The organism is Embleya sp. NPDC050154 (genome assembly GCF_044460165.1).
Classification (GTDB): domain Bacteria; phylum Actinomycetota; class Actinomycetes; order Streptomycetales; family Streptomycetaceae; genus Embleya.
This window is the reverse complement of the sequence record NZ_JBITJP010000003.1, coordinates 33154-47204: the sequence shown is the minus strand read 5'-3', so window position 1 is coordinate 47204 and position 14051 is coordinate 33154. Positions and strand designations below refer to the sequence as shown.

Below are 14051 nucleotides of genomic sequence, written 5' to 3'. Positions count from 1 at the left end.
CCGCAGGGTTGCCGTGCCGGCCCTTCGCGCGGCATCCCGCGGGATCGATTGGCCGGGCGCCTCGTTCCCCGTCTCCATCCCTGCGCTCGGGCCGTGGTCGGCGAAGGTGCGAGGCCAGGGTTGTCTCGTGTTCGATTCGCCTGACTTCGATCTGGCACCGTACGCAGACTCCGACGTATCCGCCGTGCGGCGCACCTATTGCAGTTGGAGTGAGGCGGGCTGGCGTTCGCTGCTCGTGCAGTGCTTCGACCATGCGCCCGAGGTCGATCAGCTTCGGCTGCCCGGTGTCTGCGACCTGCATCTGGTGCTCTGTGTGGCCGGCGACGCGGTCATGCGGACACAGTCCGACGGGAGAGCGATCCGCAGTCGCCTGCTTCCCGGCAATCTGGAACTCGTGGTTCCGGGCCGGTCGAGCGTACGCACCTACCGGACGACGTCCGCCATGCGCACCATCCAGGTGCACATCCCGTCTGCGACCGTCGATCGAGCCGCCGCCCACCTGGGCGGTGCGGACCCGGACTTCGAAGCGCCGGCGGCTGCGGTGGGTGCGGGCGATCCGGTTGTCGAACATCTCTTGCGCGCGCTGCCCGCCGCCGGCGGTGCGAACGATCTGTATGCGGAATCGGCCGCCGCGTTCCTGGCTGCGCACCTGCTGACCCGGGGCCGGCAGGAACGCCTGCCGGGCCCCGAACACGCGGCGGTCCGGGTGGGCGTCGCCGTCATGCGCGACCGGATGGCCGAGCCGCTGACGCCGGCCGACATCGCCGCCGAAGCACACCTGAGCGTCTACCACTTCATCCGCGTCTTCCGGGAGGCGACCGGCGGACACCGCATCGGTTTCTCACCCGGCTGCGGATCGAGCGAGCGCGGCAGTTGCCGGCCGACGGCACCCTCACCATCGGACAGATCGCCGAGCGTTGCGGTTTCGCGAGTCCCGGAGCGCTGTCCGCGGCTTTCCTGAGTCGGGTCGGCGTCCGGCCCTCGGTGTACCGCAATACCGATCGGTGATCGGGCACTGGTGCATGGGGGATGTGATGGGTCGTCGGCAAGGGTGTATCGCGGGTCCGACGGGTGATCGGCAAGGGTGCACGGCAGGATGCGATGGGTGATCGGCAAGGGTGCACCGCAAGATCCCACCGGTGATCGGCAATTCGGCGCATGTTCCCGGGCCGGACGCGTCGCTGGTTTCGGACGGAGTCATACGGCACCTCGTCGCCGCACCATCACATTCGCCGACGGACCCGGACGCGTCGGGTGTTCGCTCGGGTCGCGGCGTCGGGCCAACCGCGACACGGCGGTCGCGGTACCGCAGGATGGTCCGTTCGCGGGAGCGTGCGGCAGCGAACGAAAGGAATCGGATCTTGCGCAGCTACGACGCGACAGCGACTTCGACCGCATCTCCGGCGGTCGTCTGGCGCCTGGCCGCGTTCGGTTACGACGACGTGCGCGGTGTCGCGCGTAGGGCGCGGCCGGCGCCCGAGGGGTGGGGCGGCCGGCCGCGACGTGTCGACGGGGTCGTTCGGGCCCACACGCGAACACTCCGCGACACGACCCACGGTGTCGCCCGGCCGGCCGGCTGTCCGGAGCCGCGCCGGGGCCGGGCCACGGATTCACCCGATTCGGCGTGCCGATGCTCCGTCATCGACCGCTGCGGAGGCTTCCGAAGACTCGAGCGACCCGCCGATTCCGGCCGAGCCCGACTCCCGGCGGTCACGGGCGGACCCGAACACCCGGCCCTGCACCGCGAGGTCACGCCTGTGATCGGCGGGTCCGCGACACCGGGCCACCCGCCGAGCGACCGGCCGTCTCCAGCAACTCGATCATGCTGCCCTGGAATTCGGGAAGCATCCGCAACGCCACGACCCACGCGTCGACGTGATCGGCGAGGAACTCGTCGGTGAGTGCGCGCAACGTGCGATCGTAGGCGTCCGAGGTCGCGGGCCCGAGGGAGTGGAGGGCCTGCGACCGGGGCGGCGCCGCGGGCACCGACCCCCGCGGTGTCACCCGCGCACCCGGCGGGACCCGATGCCACCACGGACCGATGGCGCGATCGGCATCGGGGGTTCCTGTCGTCCGCACGTCGAACCGGACCGCCTCCGCGCGGGACCGGAGTTCGTCGGGGCAGCCAGGCTGATCGGCGAGGGTGAGGGCGCCGACCGGTCCCCACGGTCGCGCCTCGTCGGCGCGCAGTACCTCGTCCCATTCCAGCGTCGCTCGCGGGGACAGCAGCAGCAGATGCATTTCCGAGGGGTGGATGTACGCGGCGTAGTAGTAGTGCCCGTCGGGCAGGCCGACGTCGAGGTTGTGCAACCGCCGGACGAGAATCTGCCGCCGGGCTTTGAAGACGCTGAGCCGGTCGAGGATGGCCGGACCGTCGCGATGGGCGAACGCACGTGTCACCACGTCCCGATCGGCATCGTCCATGAGCGGTCCATGCCTCGTGAACAGCGCACGGCCGGCTTTCGGGCCCAGTGCGCCCAGCAGATTGTGGGCGGCGCGAAATGCGACGGATCGGGCGGTGGGAGGGCAACCGCGCACGATCAGCCCGCGCAGGCCGTGCACGATGTGTTCGGGATTCACCGATTCGACGAGCGCGTACCGTTCCGCCACCGTGCGGTCGTACGGAGAGCTGTCGAGCACGGCTCGGCCCGGGTCGGCGATCGCCATCACGCGCACCATCAGATCTCGATCGATGCGGGGATGGACGGCCAGGCGCCAGGCCAGTGGGCCGTCGGCGTGGTCGGCCAGTCGGCGCAGGGTCCGCGGCGCGACGGCCGGATTCTCGGCGAGCAGGTGGCGCGACGCGGGCGATCCGTGCGCGATCACCGCGTCGACAACGCGGGGATCCGGGGTGGCGGCTCCACCGAGGACGCCGCGCCGGATCTCCGCGCCGCACCGTTCCAGCACCGGCACCATCACCCGGCGCGGCGCGCGACTCAGCAGCGTGGCCCACTCGCTCATGCGTTCCCCCTCGACGGACGGCGTCAGGCTAGCCACCCGACCGAGCGAGCCGCACGTGCGTTTCCGCCACCCTCACTCGGTCCCGGCGGAGCGTCCTCGGCCGGGACTCCGGGTGACCGCTGCTCGGCCGGGGGCCGTGGTTCGCGCCATTGGGCCGCCCAGTGCGGCCAGGAGTCGCGCAGGTAGCAGGCGAAGGGAAGCCACCGGATCAGGTCGTTGGTGACGAGGATGATGCCGGACGCCGACGGCCATTGGCCCGAGGCGTACAGCCACAACCAGCCGAGCGGTCCGAGGATCTTGCCGACGAATCCGACGGCCGCGACGAGGAAGCCGTGCTCGGGGCGCAGCGCGACGTCGAGGTAGAGCATGCCGTAGAGGCCGAGCACCATGCCGAGGGTCGCGAAGATCTGCGGGTGTTCCTGCGGCGGCATGTCCGCGAAGCGGAAGAGCCACTGAGGGTCGATCGCGGCGTGGCAGCCCCAGGCGATGTTGTGGACGCCTGCGGCGGCGAACGTCCGTGCAGACGCCGACGCGGCATCGGTGGGAGGGTCGGATTCGGCGGCGGGGGGCGCAGCGGCATCCAACCAGGTCAACCGCGGTGTTAGTGTCCCGTGCATGGGGGAACAGCGGGTGGTCGTCGTGGGGGGAACCGGCTTTTACGGCCGGTATGTTGTGGATGACCTGCTGCGTCAGCCGCACGTCGCGGTGACCGTGGTCGCCCGGCGCCGGCCGGCCGAGGCTTTCGATTCGCCGCGCGTCGACTGGGCGATCGCGGACCACGCGGACGTACGGAGTCTGGCCCGGATCGTGGAGGGTGCCGCGGCCGTGGTGCACTGCGCCGGGCCCTTCCAGTCGATGGAGCCGGATGGCACGCCTCCCTGGGGGCCATTGCGGGCCGCGCTTGCCGCGGGTGTTCCGTACGTCGACATCAGCGAGGACCGGGCGTTCCGGCGCGGCGCGCTCGCGGCGGCGCGGTCGGCTTCGGTTCCGGTACTGATCGGGGCGTCGGTGGTCCCGGGGCTTCAGGCGTTGCTGGTGGCAGACATGGTGCGGGGCCTTCAACGGGTCGACGCCATCCGCTGCGCCGCGGCGCCGGACACTCGGCGTCACCGGGGACCGGCGATGTTCGCGGCCATGCTGCACGGTGCGGGGCTGCGTTTCGAGGCCCCGCGAGGTGGTGTACCGACGGTGGTGCACGGTTGGTCGGAGCCGGAGTGGGTGCGATTCCCGCCGCCGATCGGCAGACGACTGGTTCATCAGGTGTACGAGATGGCCGATCTGGACGTGCTGCCGGACCTGTTCGGGGCGCGCACGGTCAGCTTCAAGGCAGGTAGCGAATTCCCCATGCTGAACCGGGCCTTGGGGGCATTCGCGGTGGTCAGGGCGCGGACGGGCAGGCCCCGTCGTCCGCAGGAGTGGACGTCGGTGGTCCGCGGATTGTCCTGGCTCGCCGGGCGCGCGGGCGATGAGGCGGGGGCGTTCATGGTCGAGGTCGCCGGCGATCGGGACGGCCGTACGGTGACCCGCCGCGTGGGCATGACCGCGCGTCGGCACGGCGGTCGCATGCCCGCCCTGCTCGCGGGAATCGCGGTGGAGAGGCTCCTCACCGGCCGATTGAAGGCCGCCGGAGCCGTCCCCTTGGACAGTTGGCTGCCGCCAGGCGAGTTGTACGCGGCGCTCCTGGAACGTGACATACGTCTGTGGACCTCGTCGGACGACGACTGGCACCCACATTCCCTTTCTCGCGGCCTGGTTGGCGCGGTGCCGTAGCGCACGGACGCGGTGGGTCCGTGCGGAGCCCCTGTGGGGGCGGGAGCCTCGCGCGCCCATCGACGAAGAGGGTGGCGGTGGTTCGGGGCGCGGTCGTTCGTGTCGTCGGCCGCGTGTAGTTTCCGCCTCGGGGTTGGCTGAGGACTTCGGAGGCACGGTGTCGGAGAGTTTCCTGCCGGCCACGCGTATACCGAGGGCACGGCGGGATTTCGAGACGTGGTTGGACGCCCCCGTACCGGGGAACGGGATGTTGGCCAACCCCGGTGAGATGTTCACCGGTTGGTTCTGGGACGGCACCGGGTCGGACGACCGTTGGGCGCAGGTCGGGAAAGGGCGAACTCGGCGCGTCGACATGCGCGGCGGCGGTTGTGTCGTGGCGTGGGGAGGGCCGGTGCGGATCGCCGTGGGGCGTTCGCACCGGCCTTCGGGGGAGGGTCAGTTCGGGTGCTTCACCCATGGGGATTTGGCATACCCGCTGTCGACGTGGAACACCTGGGGGTTGCCGTACAGCTTGCGGACGCGGATCTTCCACACGGCCACGCCCTGCGGCGGCTGTACCACCAGGTCGAAGTCCGCCGGGCGCCCTGCCTGGCGCCACTGCGCGCACGCCTCGACGCAGGCGGCCACCAGTTCGGTGAAGTACTTCGTGAGCTTGACGATCGAGGGCGTCTTCCCGGTCTCCTCTTTCATGTGTTTCAGACAGACCAGGTCGGTTTCCATGCTCGCGGTGCAGAACGCCCGCGGAACCCACGACTCGTGGATGGGGATCCAGGTCAGCGCGGTGACCCCGCCGGGAAGCTGGATCTCCGTGTAGCCGAGCTTGTTGATCGTGGCGCACACGACATCCCAGTCGACGCCGCGCCACGCGAGTACGTTGACCGCCTTGGACAGTTCGAGCGCGGTCGACTTCGCCGGCATTCGCTTCTTGAGCGCGGCGAGGATCGTGTTGTTCCGGCAGTGCGCGAGGACCTGCGCGATCTCCTCCGGCTCCAGGCCCGCGATGCACACCAGCCACGGCTTGCCGTAGAACGTGACCATCGAGGTGCACGCCTCCAGTGCGAGTGTCCCCATCGTGGACAGGCACGTGAACCGGCCGACGACCTCGGGCCGTACCAGGCTCACGCTGCCGGACAGATTCAGGCTTGCCGTGACGACCGCGCTGATCGGCGCGGCGCACACGTTGGTGATCCGCTGCTTCTGCTGGTCCTCGGAGAGCGTGTAGGACGTGCCGAGTTGCACGTCGATCTGCGCGCCGAGGTGGACCGTGGTGACCTGGAGCAGGGGCAGGGCGACGTTGCGGTGCTTGACCAACGGGGCGGTGAGCGGTTCGAGGATCACGGTGAGCTGGAACGAGCCGATGTCCAGTAGGGCGGCGTCCGCATCGGCGACGATCGTGGCGAGGTCGTCGAACGCCGCGGTGTACGAGGCCAGCGTGGTCGTGCGGTGCAGTTCGACGGTGGTCGAGCGCTGGGCGAACGCCGCCAGCTTGGCGTTCGCGCCCGGCAGCGCGGCCAGGAGGCCGATCATCAGCTTGGTGGGCGAGGTGAACGCTCCGAGCCGGTCCCTGGTGGCGGTCTTGAGTCGTGCGCCGGTCACGTCGGCGCTCATGATGTCGTCGTGCCGGACCGACAGCAGTTCCTCGAGGGCGTCCTCGACGGAAGCTTCGAAGTGGACCTTCAGGTCCTCGAACACCCCCAGCGCCAAGTGGTCGATGAGCGCGACCATCTGGGCCTTCCACAGCGCCCGGCGCACCGGGTCGGCGAGGTGCGCGAGTTGCGCGTCCACCTGCTGGTTGGCGTTGTCCTTCCACTTCTGCATGGCGCTGTTCGCCTGGCCCCGCAGCACCGCGTGCAACGCGGGCTTCAGTTCCGCCTCGTTCGCGGGCCGTTCGGGTGGAGTACCGTCTGCCCCACCGATCGTGTGCTCGGTCATTGCCGCACCCCCCAATCCCCCGCCGCGCGCTCGACGCCACGACGAGACGAGGTCGCGGCGGGCGGCGGCGTCGACAATTCTGACAGCACATCAACTCCCTACGGGACAAGATGCGTTGATCCGATACGGCCAGGTGTTCGGCGAGCTCTTCGCCCCTGGTCCGGCATCGGTGTCGCCGGCCGCTGCCGCGCGAATGGTGGCCCCGCGGCCCCGCGGCCATGGCGTCGAGGGCGCTCCGCCGGCGTGACTCCGGGAGGACGCCGATCTCGCCGGCGGCTCCGTGGGCGCCTTGCAGGAGTCGGCCGTTCAGGACGATCCCCGTGGTGATGTGGCGACCCGCGACGACGTTGACCGCCGGCCTGCCCGACAAGGCCGCCGCCGGCGTCGCCGACCTGATCACCGGCAGGAAGAACGCCGACCACAGTTCGGCTCGTTCCTCGACCGGGAGTGGGCCAAGGCCAAACGGTACGGACGGTCTGCCCGCCGCCACGCAGCAGTACCGGATCGCGCTACGTCGATGACACCGCCCGTCGCCCGCGGACGGCATCGCGAGGGTGTCCAACTCCGGTCTTGACGACCGGGGTTGGACACCCCGACTCCGTCGTTCGCGCCGAGGTTCGGGCCCGGGTTCGTGCGGTGATGGTCCGTCAGGAGGCGGCCGGATCCACGGGATCGACCACGACGAGTTCTTCGATGTGTTCGTTCAGTTGCTCGCGTGCTTCCTGGGGCAGGCCCGTGTCCATGATCAGCGTGTCCGCGTCGCCGAGTCGGGCGATCGTGCTGATCCCGATCAGGCCCCACTTGGTGTGGTCGGCGACCACGACCAGGCGGCGGGCGGCTCGCACGAGGGCGTGATTGGTCTCCGCCTCCAGCAGGTTGGGCGTGGTGAATCCGACGCGCGGGCTGATGCCGTGGACGCCCAGCATGAGCATGTCGACGTTGAGGCTGCGTAACGCCGCGACCGCGACGGGACCCACCAGCGCGTCCGACGGCGTGCGCACGCCACCCACGATCACCACGGTCTGATCGGATCGGCCGGATTGGTGGAACACGTCCGCGACCGGAATCGAGTTGGTGACCACCGTGAGCCCGGGAACGTCGACGAGTTGCCGCGCCAGTGTCCAGGTCGTCGTCCCCGCCGACAACGCGATGGCGCTGTTCGGCGCGACCATTGCCGCCGCACGCCGGGCTATCGCCTCCTTCTCCGCGGCCTGCAGCCCGGACTTGGTCACGAAGCCCGGTTCCTCGGTCGAGCTGCCGTCCCTCGACGTGGCGCCGCCGTGCACCTTGACGATCAGACCCTGCGCGGCCAGTACTTCGAGGTCGCGTCGAATGGTCATGTCCGAGACCCCGAATTTCCGCACCAGCGTCGCGACGCGGACGGAACCCTGATCGGCGACCATTTCCAAGATCGTGTTTTGTCGCTGACGTGCCAGCATTGCCGATCCTCCCGCCCGTAGGTAACCAACATATTCCAACATAGCAGTGTTCGTTTCCCGCGCCGCGCTCTGCCTATCGGAAAGATCCTTTGTGCGCACCCTTTCCTGTCGGGTGGAGGCCGCGGCAAGAGTATTTACCAAACCGAGTCTTGTTGGTTAATGTTGGAACTGCTAGATATGTGAGTCGCATTACGAGTGAATACCGCGCCTTCATGTTCGATTGCAAGATCGACTTTTCCGAGCGCAAGAGGAGTCCACCTCGAGAATCCCCCGTTTCGGCAGGTCGGAGCGCTTCCGTCGAGGGGAGCGAAGCATGACGGCCGGGCATGTGGACGCATCGACCATCGAACATGCGCGGTTCTCCCGGACCGCCGACATTCACAGGGGCTGACCATGACGCACCGCAGACGCACCCGGCGGAGGGCCGCGATGGTGGCGGCGTTCGCATTCGCCGTGGCGCTCACGGCCTGTTCGTCCGGCAAGGACGAGAACAAGTCCGGATCGCCCTCGGGCCCACCGGTTTCCTTATCCGGCACCATCAAGATCGCCTATTTGCAGAAGCAAGGTGACCAGCAGTACTTCGTGGACGAGGCGGACGGCGCCCGCGCGAAGGCAAAGGACCTCGGGGTCGACCTCAAGGTCGTCAACCTCGGAAACGACACCAACAAGGCCGTCAGCGAGGTTCAGGCGGCAATGGCGCAGAAGTACAACGGGATCGTGATCGTCGTGCCCGACCCCGCAGTGGGACCGCAGGTCGTCGACATCGCCACGCGGGGCGGCGCACCGCTGCTCGCGTCCGACGACCAGATCTGCGTCGGCGGGGCCGATCCGACCAAATGCGCCAAGGACAAGCTGGTTCCGCGCGTGGGCTTCAGCGGTCCCCAGATGGGCACGCAGGTGGGCCGGCGAGCGGCCGAGGAATTCAAGAAGGCGGGCTGGACTCCGGCCGACACCGCGATCATCGCCGCCTGGAAGCAGGACGTGACGGTCTGCACCGATCGGGTCGAGGCCGCCCACGAGGCGTTCAAACAAGCGACCGGCGCGGACGTCAAGGTGCTCAAGGTCGGCACCGACAACACGCCGCCCGACGCGCAGAACAAGACGGCGGCCACGGTGAGCGGCAACCGATCGGTGAAGCACTGGATAGTGTGGGGCTGCAACGACGAGAACGTCAGTGGCGCGGTCACCGCGCTGCAGAACGGCGGCTATGGATCCGAGGACGTGATCGGCGTCGGACTGGGCGCCTATCTGGCGTGCAAGGACTGGGGTTCCGGCAAGCCGAGCGGAATGAAGGCCGCGTTGTTCATCAATGGCCACGAGGTCGGCGGCCTCGCCGTGCAGACCATGGTCGATCGGCTCAGGAACGGCAAGCCCTTCCCCGCCGAGGCGTTCGCGACCACCAAGATGGTCGACCCGTCGAACTGGCAACAATCCGGCCTCAAGTGCACGTGACCCGGTTCGGCTCGCGGCCGCGTCGACCAGCCCGCCGCCACCCCTGACGGCACCGCCCGGCACGAGTCGCGGCGGCCCCGGCGCCCCCCCCGGGGGGCGCCGCCCCCCCCCCCCCCCCCCGGCCCCCCCCCCCCCCCCGGGGCGGGGCCCCCCCCCCCCCCCCCGGGCCCCCCCCCACCTCCCGAACGCCCTCGAGGTCCAGTCATGACGAAAAGCCCACCCCTCGACCTCCCGGGCCCCGCGCTCGCCGTCGAGAACATCCACAAGGACTTCGCCGGAGTCCACGCACTGCGCGGCATCACGCTGGACTTCCCCCGCGGCACCGTCACCGCGCTGATGGGGGAGAACGGCGCCGGGAAGTCCACCCTGATCCGGATCATCAACGGCGACCATCGACCCGGCGACGGCCGCGTCCTCGTCGCCGGCACACCACGCGAACTCCACAGCCCCGCCGACGCCCGCAGGCACGGGATCCGCGTGATCGCACAGGAGCCCGAGATCGTCCCGCACGTCAGCGTGGCCGAGAACGTCTACATCGGCGCGCTGCCGCGCAAGACGGGCCGCATGCTCGACCGAGGCACGCTGTACCGGCGCATGCGCGCCGACCTCGAACGCCTGGGATTCGCACACGCCATCGCCCCCGAGGCGCTCGGTTCCCAACTCTCGCCCGCGCAGCGCCAACTCGTTGAAATCCTGCGCGCGCTGACCACCGAGGCCACCGTCCTGGCCTTCGACGAACCGACCTCGTCGCTGTCCGAACACGAGGTGGACGCGCTCTTCGACCTCATCCGGCGACTCCGCGACCAGGGTCTCGCCATCATCTACGTCTCGCACCGCATGCAGGAGATCTTCCGACTCGCGGACCGCATCGCCGTCCTGCGCGACGGCGAACTCGCCGGCGTACGCGACGCCTCGCGCACAGACGAGGGCGAGGTCGTACGCCTCATGGTCGGCCGCGACCTGTCGGCCCTGTTCGCCCGCAGACGCAGCGCGCGCGACCGCGTCGTCCTGGACGTCCGCGACCTCACCAGCGAACACGTGTCGAACGTGAACCTGGAGGTACGCGAGGGCGAGGTCGTTGCCCTGGCCGGTCTGGTCGGCGCCGGGCGATCCGAACTGGCCGCCGCCCTCGTGGGAGACCTGCCGATCCGCTCCGGCGAGGTACGCGTCGAGGGTAGGCCGCTCCGGCTGCGCATTCCCCGGGACGCCGTGCGGGCGGGCATCGGGTACGCACCCGAGGAACGCAAGGCCCAGGCGCTGTTCATGACCGGCTCGGTCCGGCACAACATCAGCGTCGCGGTCCTCGACCGCCTGCGTCGCTTTCGATTCGTCAGCTCGCGTCGCGAACGAAGCCTCGCGCAGGAGTTCGTCGACCGCCTCGAAGTGCGCACCCCCTCCATCGACCACGAGGTGCGCAAGCTGTCCGGCGGCAACCAGCAAAAGGTCGTCCTGGCCCGCTGGCTCGCTCGTCGACCCAAGATCCTGATCCTGGACGAACCCACCTGCGGCATCGACATCGGTGCCAAGGCGGAAATCTACCGTCTCATCGACGAGTTGGCCGGGGCCGGTGTCGCCATCCTCGTCATCTCCTCCGAACTGCCCGAGGTGCTCGGTCTCGCGGATCGCATCGTCGTGATGCAAAACGGCGGGATCACCGGCGAACTCGACCGCGCGGACGCCGACGAGGAGAGCATCCTCGCCCTCGCCATGGCATACGACCTCGCCGAACCGACCCAGGGGAACCCGTCATGACCACCACGACCAACGCGCCGCCGCCGATGCCCGCCACCACCACCGGCGGCCACGCCCGGGCGTGGCCCCGACGCGTCGCCACGGCCGTCGGCGCGCAGAACACCAGCCTCATCGGTGCGCTCATCGTCGTCGTCGGCACGTTCGCCTGGCTCGACGACGGCTACCTCACCACCGCCAACATGACCGTGATCGGCGACACGGTCGCGGTGACCGGCCTGCTCGCGGTCGTACAGACCGTCGTCATCATCTGCGGCGCGCTCGACATCTCGGTCGGCTCGCAGGCGGGCATCGCGTCCGTCGTCAGCGCCATGGCGTTCACCTTGACCGACGGCAACGCGGCCCTGGGCGTTCTCGCCGCGGTCGGCGTCGGCATCGCGGCGGGCGTGGTCAACGGCATCGTCATCGTGTACGGGCGGGTCAACCCCGTCATCGCCACGCTGGCCACCCTCGCCGCGTACAAGGGTGTCGCCCAACTGCTGGCGGGCGGCCGCGCACAGGGCTACGTGCTCGGCGACGACTTCTTCATCTTCGTCGCCCGCGGCAAGATCCTCGGACTGTCCGTCCAGATCTGGACGTTGTTCGTGGTCGCCGTGGCCGTGCACGTCCTGCTCAAGTACACCGACATCGGCCGCAACATCTACGCCATCGGCGGCAACGACACCGCGGCCCGCCTCGCCGGCATCAACATCAACAAGTACCTGGTAGCCGTGTACGCCCTCGCCGGCGTCGTCGCGGCGATCGCCGGAGTCATCCTGACCGCGCGCACCGGTTCCGGCCAGCCGACCTCCGGCAGCGAAGGACTGGAACTCAAGGCCATCACCGCGGCCGCACTCGGCGGCTGCGCCCTCAAGGGCGGCAAGGGCGGCATCGGCGGCACACTCCTCGCCGTCTTCCTCCTCGGCGCCCTCGAAAACGGCCTCAACGTCGTCGGAGTCAACTCCTTCTGGCAAAACGTCGCCCAAGGGGCGCTCCTCGTCGTCGCCGTCGTCGTCCAACAACGGCGCAACGGGGAACGCGCCGTCGGATTGCCCACATAGGCACCGACGTTGCCGCTCGCAGGGTGGTCCACGGGCGGGAGCAGGAGTCGCCACGGGGGCCGGCCCAGGCGTGGGGCGACGTCGACATCGGATCCGGTGACACGGAGTAGCAACGACGCGGGCCGCCTCCCGCACCCCGTCCGCGTACTTCGACATCGCGTCGGCGCCCGCCGGCGGATCGGATCGTCGGTTACCCACTGTTCTCATTGCGTTCAGCGTGAGGTGGCAGATCGGCCCGGTTCGAGCCTGTTGACTGAGGCCGGTGTGCTCGGACGGGGACGCAGGCAGGCCGCATGGCCTCGGGGGAGAAGGGACCGTGGTGGGTAGGTCTGGGCGGAGCGCAATGCGGCGACACATCATCGACCGGGCGGTCGAACGGGAGTTCCACAGTGCGTGGATGCTCGCGGACCTGGCCGAACACGACTTCGAGGTCACCTTCGCCACGGTGAATCCGCTGCTGCGCCGGATGGAGGCGGACGGCGTGCTGATCGCCGAGCGTCGCGAGATCGCGGGACGCGCTCGGCGGATGTACCGGGCATCCGAGGCGACGCGGACGGAATTGGCCGAGGAGCGGCGGGCGCTCGCCGAGGCGATTCGTGAGGTGTTGCCCGCCGGTCGACCCGGCCGATCCCAGGCGCCGGTCGAGTAGTTCGCGCCGGTCGCGAAGCGGTCGGTCGGTCGGCGATACGACGCACCGGGGTCGGATGCCGGGCTGCCCGGGCTCACCCTCACCCTCACCTTGACCCTGACCCCGACTCGGACCGCCGGCCGGTGCCGGCAGAACGAGCCGGGGGAGAGGGCCGGCCGCTCCCACCGCCGTATCGCGCCGGTGACCCGCAGTAACGCGGGCACAGGGCAGCCACCGCGTTGGGACGCGGCCCGTGATCTATCGTGGGTGGGGAACGTCCGTGCGCCGTTCGCGCCGGTGGACGGAGGCAGCGCACCGCGCCCGGGCGCTTCGGGAGACTTATACGGAGCCGGTGCCGTCGCGGCGATGAGTCTGCCGACTCCCACAGGTCTACCTCCCCACCGAGACAACCGACTCATCGGGAGCAGGACATGGGACTCATCCACATCGAGATGTTCGCAACCCTCGACCTGGTCGGGCAGTCGCCCGGCGGCCCCGACGAGGACCCGGTGGGGTTCCCGTTCGGTGGCTGGCAGGCGCCCCTGCTGGACGAGGTCGCCGGGGCGCAGATCGGTGCCGCGTACGAGGGCACGGATGCCCTGCTGCTCGGCCGGCGGACGTATGACATCTTCGCCGCCTACTGGCCGCACCAGGAGGGCGGCGAGGACAACGAGATCGCCACGCTCTTCAACAGCGTCCCGAAGTACGTGGCCTCCCGCGGCAGGCCCGACCTCTCGTGGGCCGGGTCCACGCAACTCGGTCCGGATCTCGCCGACGCGGTACGCGAGATCCGGGACCGGCACGAGCACGTGAAGGTCGTCGGGAGCCTGAACCTGGTGCAGAGCCTCCTGCGCGAGAAGCTCTTCGACCGTCTCGACCTCTGGGTGCATCCAATCGTGCTGGGCGTCGGGAAGAAGGTGTTCGACGCCGGCGCGGTGCCCACGAACCTCACCCTCCTCGAACCGCCGGCAGCCGGTCCGCAGGGCACCGTGTACCTGCGCTACGGGCTCGCCGACGGCACGCCCGGGACCGGGGACATGAGCGCACCCGATCGAGGTGTCGGGCGCGAGGACTGAAGCC

The 14051-nt window shown here is 69.7% G+C and carries 12 protein-coding genes; 8 read left to right on the top strand and 4 right to left on the bottom strand.

Translation table 11 applies throughout. From position 1 onward, the window contains the following. Nucleotides 1–240: 240 nt before the first annotated feature. Nucleotides 241–1008, top strand: coding sequence for a helix-turn-helix transcriptional regulator (locus ACIBSV_RS06880; protein WP_395860941.1), 768 nt, complete (start codon nucleotides 241–243; stop codon nucleotides 1006–1008). 741 nt (nucleotides 1009–1749) lie between these two features. Here the strand turns inward: ACIBSV_RS06880 and ACIBSV_RS06875 are convergent. Next, a complete protein-coding gene (locus tag ACIBSV_RS06875; RefSeq protein ID WP_395860007.1) occupies nucleotides 1750–2961 on the bottom strand; it encodes a hypothetical protein in 1212 nt (403 codons plus the stop codon). A gap of 23 nt (nucleotides 2962–2984) precedes the next feature. Continuing rightward, a complete protein-coding gene (locus ACIBSV_RS06870; RefSeq protein WP_395860005.1) occupies nucleotides 2985–3554 on the bottom strand; it encodes a hypothetical protein in 570 nt (189 codons plus the stop codon). 22 nt (nucleotides 3555–3576) lie between these two features. Here ACIBSV_RS06870 and ACIBSV_RS06865 point away from each other — a divergent pair, with 22 nt between their 5' ends. Further along, the gene (locus ACIBSV_RS06865) at nucleotides 3577–4731 is read left to right on the top strand and encodes a saccharopine dehydrogenase NADP-binding domain-containing protein (RefSeq protein ID WP_395860003.1); all 1155 of its coding nucleotides are present in this window, start codon (nucleotides 3577–3579) and stop codon (nucleotides 4729–4731) included. 435 nt (nucleotides 4732–5166) lie between these two features. On the opposite strand, the gene ACIBSV_RS06860 is transcribed toward ACIBSV_RS06865, so the two are convergent. Beyond that, the gene (locus ACIBSV_RS06860) at nucleotides 5167–6663 is read right to left on the bottom strand and encodes a hypothetical protein (RefSeq protein WP_395860001.1); all 1497 of its coding nucleotides are present in this window, start codon (nucleotides 6661–6663) and stop codon (nucleotides 5167–5169) included. A 320-nt stretch (nucleotides 6664–6983) separates the two neighbouring features. On the opposite strand from ACIBSV_RS06860, the gene ACIBSV_RS06855 reads away from it, so the two are divergent. Next, nucleotides 6984–7184 carry a hypothetical protein gene (locus ACIBSV_RS06855; protein ID WP_395859999.1) on the top strand — a complete coding sequence of 67 codons (201 nt, stop codon included), beginning with the start codon at nucleotides 6984–6986 and terminating at the stop codon, nucleotides 7182–7184. A 126-nt stretch (nucleotides 7185–7310) separates the two neighbouring features. Here the strand turns inward: ACIBSV_RS06855 and ACIBSV_RS06850 are convergent, their stop codons facing one another. Continuing rightward, entirely contained in the window at nucleotides 7311–8102 is a 792-nt protein-coding gene (locus ACIBSV_RS06850) for a DeoR/GlpR family DNA-binding transcription regulator (RefSeq protein WP_395859997.1), read from the bottom strand. Nucleotides 8103–8495: 393 nt separating this feature from the next. Between ACIBSV_RS06850 and ACIBSV_RS06845 the strand changes: the two genes are divergently transcribed. From ACIBSV_RS06845 to ACIBSV_RS06825, 5 genes are all read left to right on the top strand, one after another. Further along, entirely contained in the window at nucleotides 8496–9554 is a 1059-nt protein-coding gene (locus tag ACIBSV_RS06845; RefSeq protein WP_395859995.1) for a substrate-binding domain-containing protein, read from the top strand. A 204-nt stretch (nucleotides 9555–9758) separates the two neighbouring features. Then, nucleotides 9759–11306 (top strand): sugar ABC transporter ATP-binding protein, encoded by a 1548-nt coding sequence (locus ACIBSV_RS06840; RefSeq protein WP_395859993.1) that lies wholly within the window; start codon nucleotides 9759–9761, stop codon nucleotides 11304–11306. Beyond that, entirely contained in the window at nucleotides 11303–12343 is a 1041-nt protein-coding gene (locus ACIBSV_RS06835; RefSeq protein ID WP_395859992.1) for an ABC transporter permease, read from the top strand. The genes ACIBSV_RS06840 and ACIBSV_RS06835 overlap by 4 nt, the downstream gene beginning before the upstream one ends. Nucleotides 12344–12686: 343 nt before the next feature. Continuing rightward, a complete protein-coding gene (locus tag ACIBSV_RS06830; RefSeq protein ID WP_395859990.1) occupies nucleotides 12687–12992 on the top strand; it encodes a PadR family transcriptional regulator in 306 nt (101 codons plus the stop codon). 410 nt (nucleotides 12993–13402) lie between these two features. Further along, the gene (locus tag ACIBSV_RS06825) at nucleotides 13403–14047 is read left to right on the top strand and encodes a dihydrofolate reductase family protein (protein ID WP_395859989.1); all 645 of its coding nucleotides are present in this window, start codon (nucleotides 13403–13405) and stop codon (nucleotides 14045–14047) included. The last annotated feature ends 4 nt before the right edge of the window (nucleotides 14048–14051 follow it).

Excerpts from the sequence above, each read along its gene's own strand:
- ACIBSV_RS06825 (WP_395859989.1), top strand. The coding sequence starts at position 13,403 with ATGGGACTCATCCACATCGAGATGTTCGCAACCCTCGACCTGGTCGGG.
- ACIBSV_RS06875 (WP_395860007.1), bottom strand. The coding sequence starts at position 2,961 with ATGAGCGAGTGGGCCACGCTGCTGAGTCGCGCGCCGCGCCGGGTGATG.
- ACIBSV_RS06830 (WP_395859990.1), top strand. The coding sequence starts at position 12,687 with ATGCGGCGACACATCATCGACCGGGCGGTCGAACGGGAGTTCCACAGT.
- ACIBSV_RS06835 (WP_395859992.1), top strand. The coding sequence starts at position 11,303 with ATGACCACCACGACCAACGCGCCGCCGCCGATGCCCGCCACCACCACC.
- ACIBSV_RS06860 (WP_395860001.1), bottom strand. The coding sequence starts at position 6,663 with ATGACCGAGCACACGATCGGTGGGGCAGACGGTACTCCACCCGAACGG.
- ACIBSV_RS06840 (WP_395859993.1), top strand. The coding sequence starts at position 9,759 with ATGACGAAAAGCCCACCCCTCGACCTCCCGGGCCCCGCGCTCGCCGTC.
- ACIBSV_RS06865 (WP_395860003.1), top strand. The coding sequence starts at position 3,577 with ATGGGGGAACAGCGGGTGGTCGTCGTGGGGGGAACCGGCTTTTACGGC.
- ACIBSV_RS06845 (WP_395859995.1), top strand. The coding sequence starts at position 8,496 with ATGACGCACCGCAGACGCACCCGGCGGAGGGCCGCGATGGTGGCGGCG.
- ACIBSV_RS06850 (WP_395859997.1), bottom strand. The coding sequence starts at position 8,102 with ATGCTGGCACGTCAGCGACAAAACACGATCTTGGAAATGGTCGCCGAT.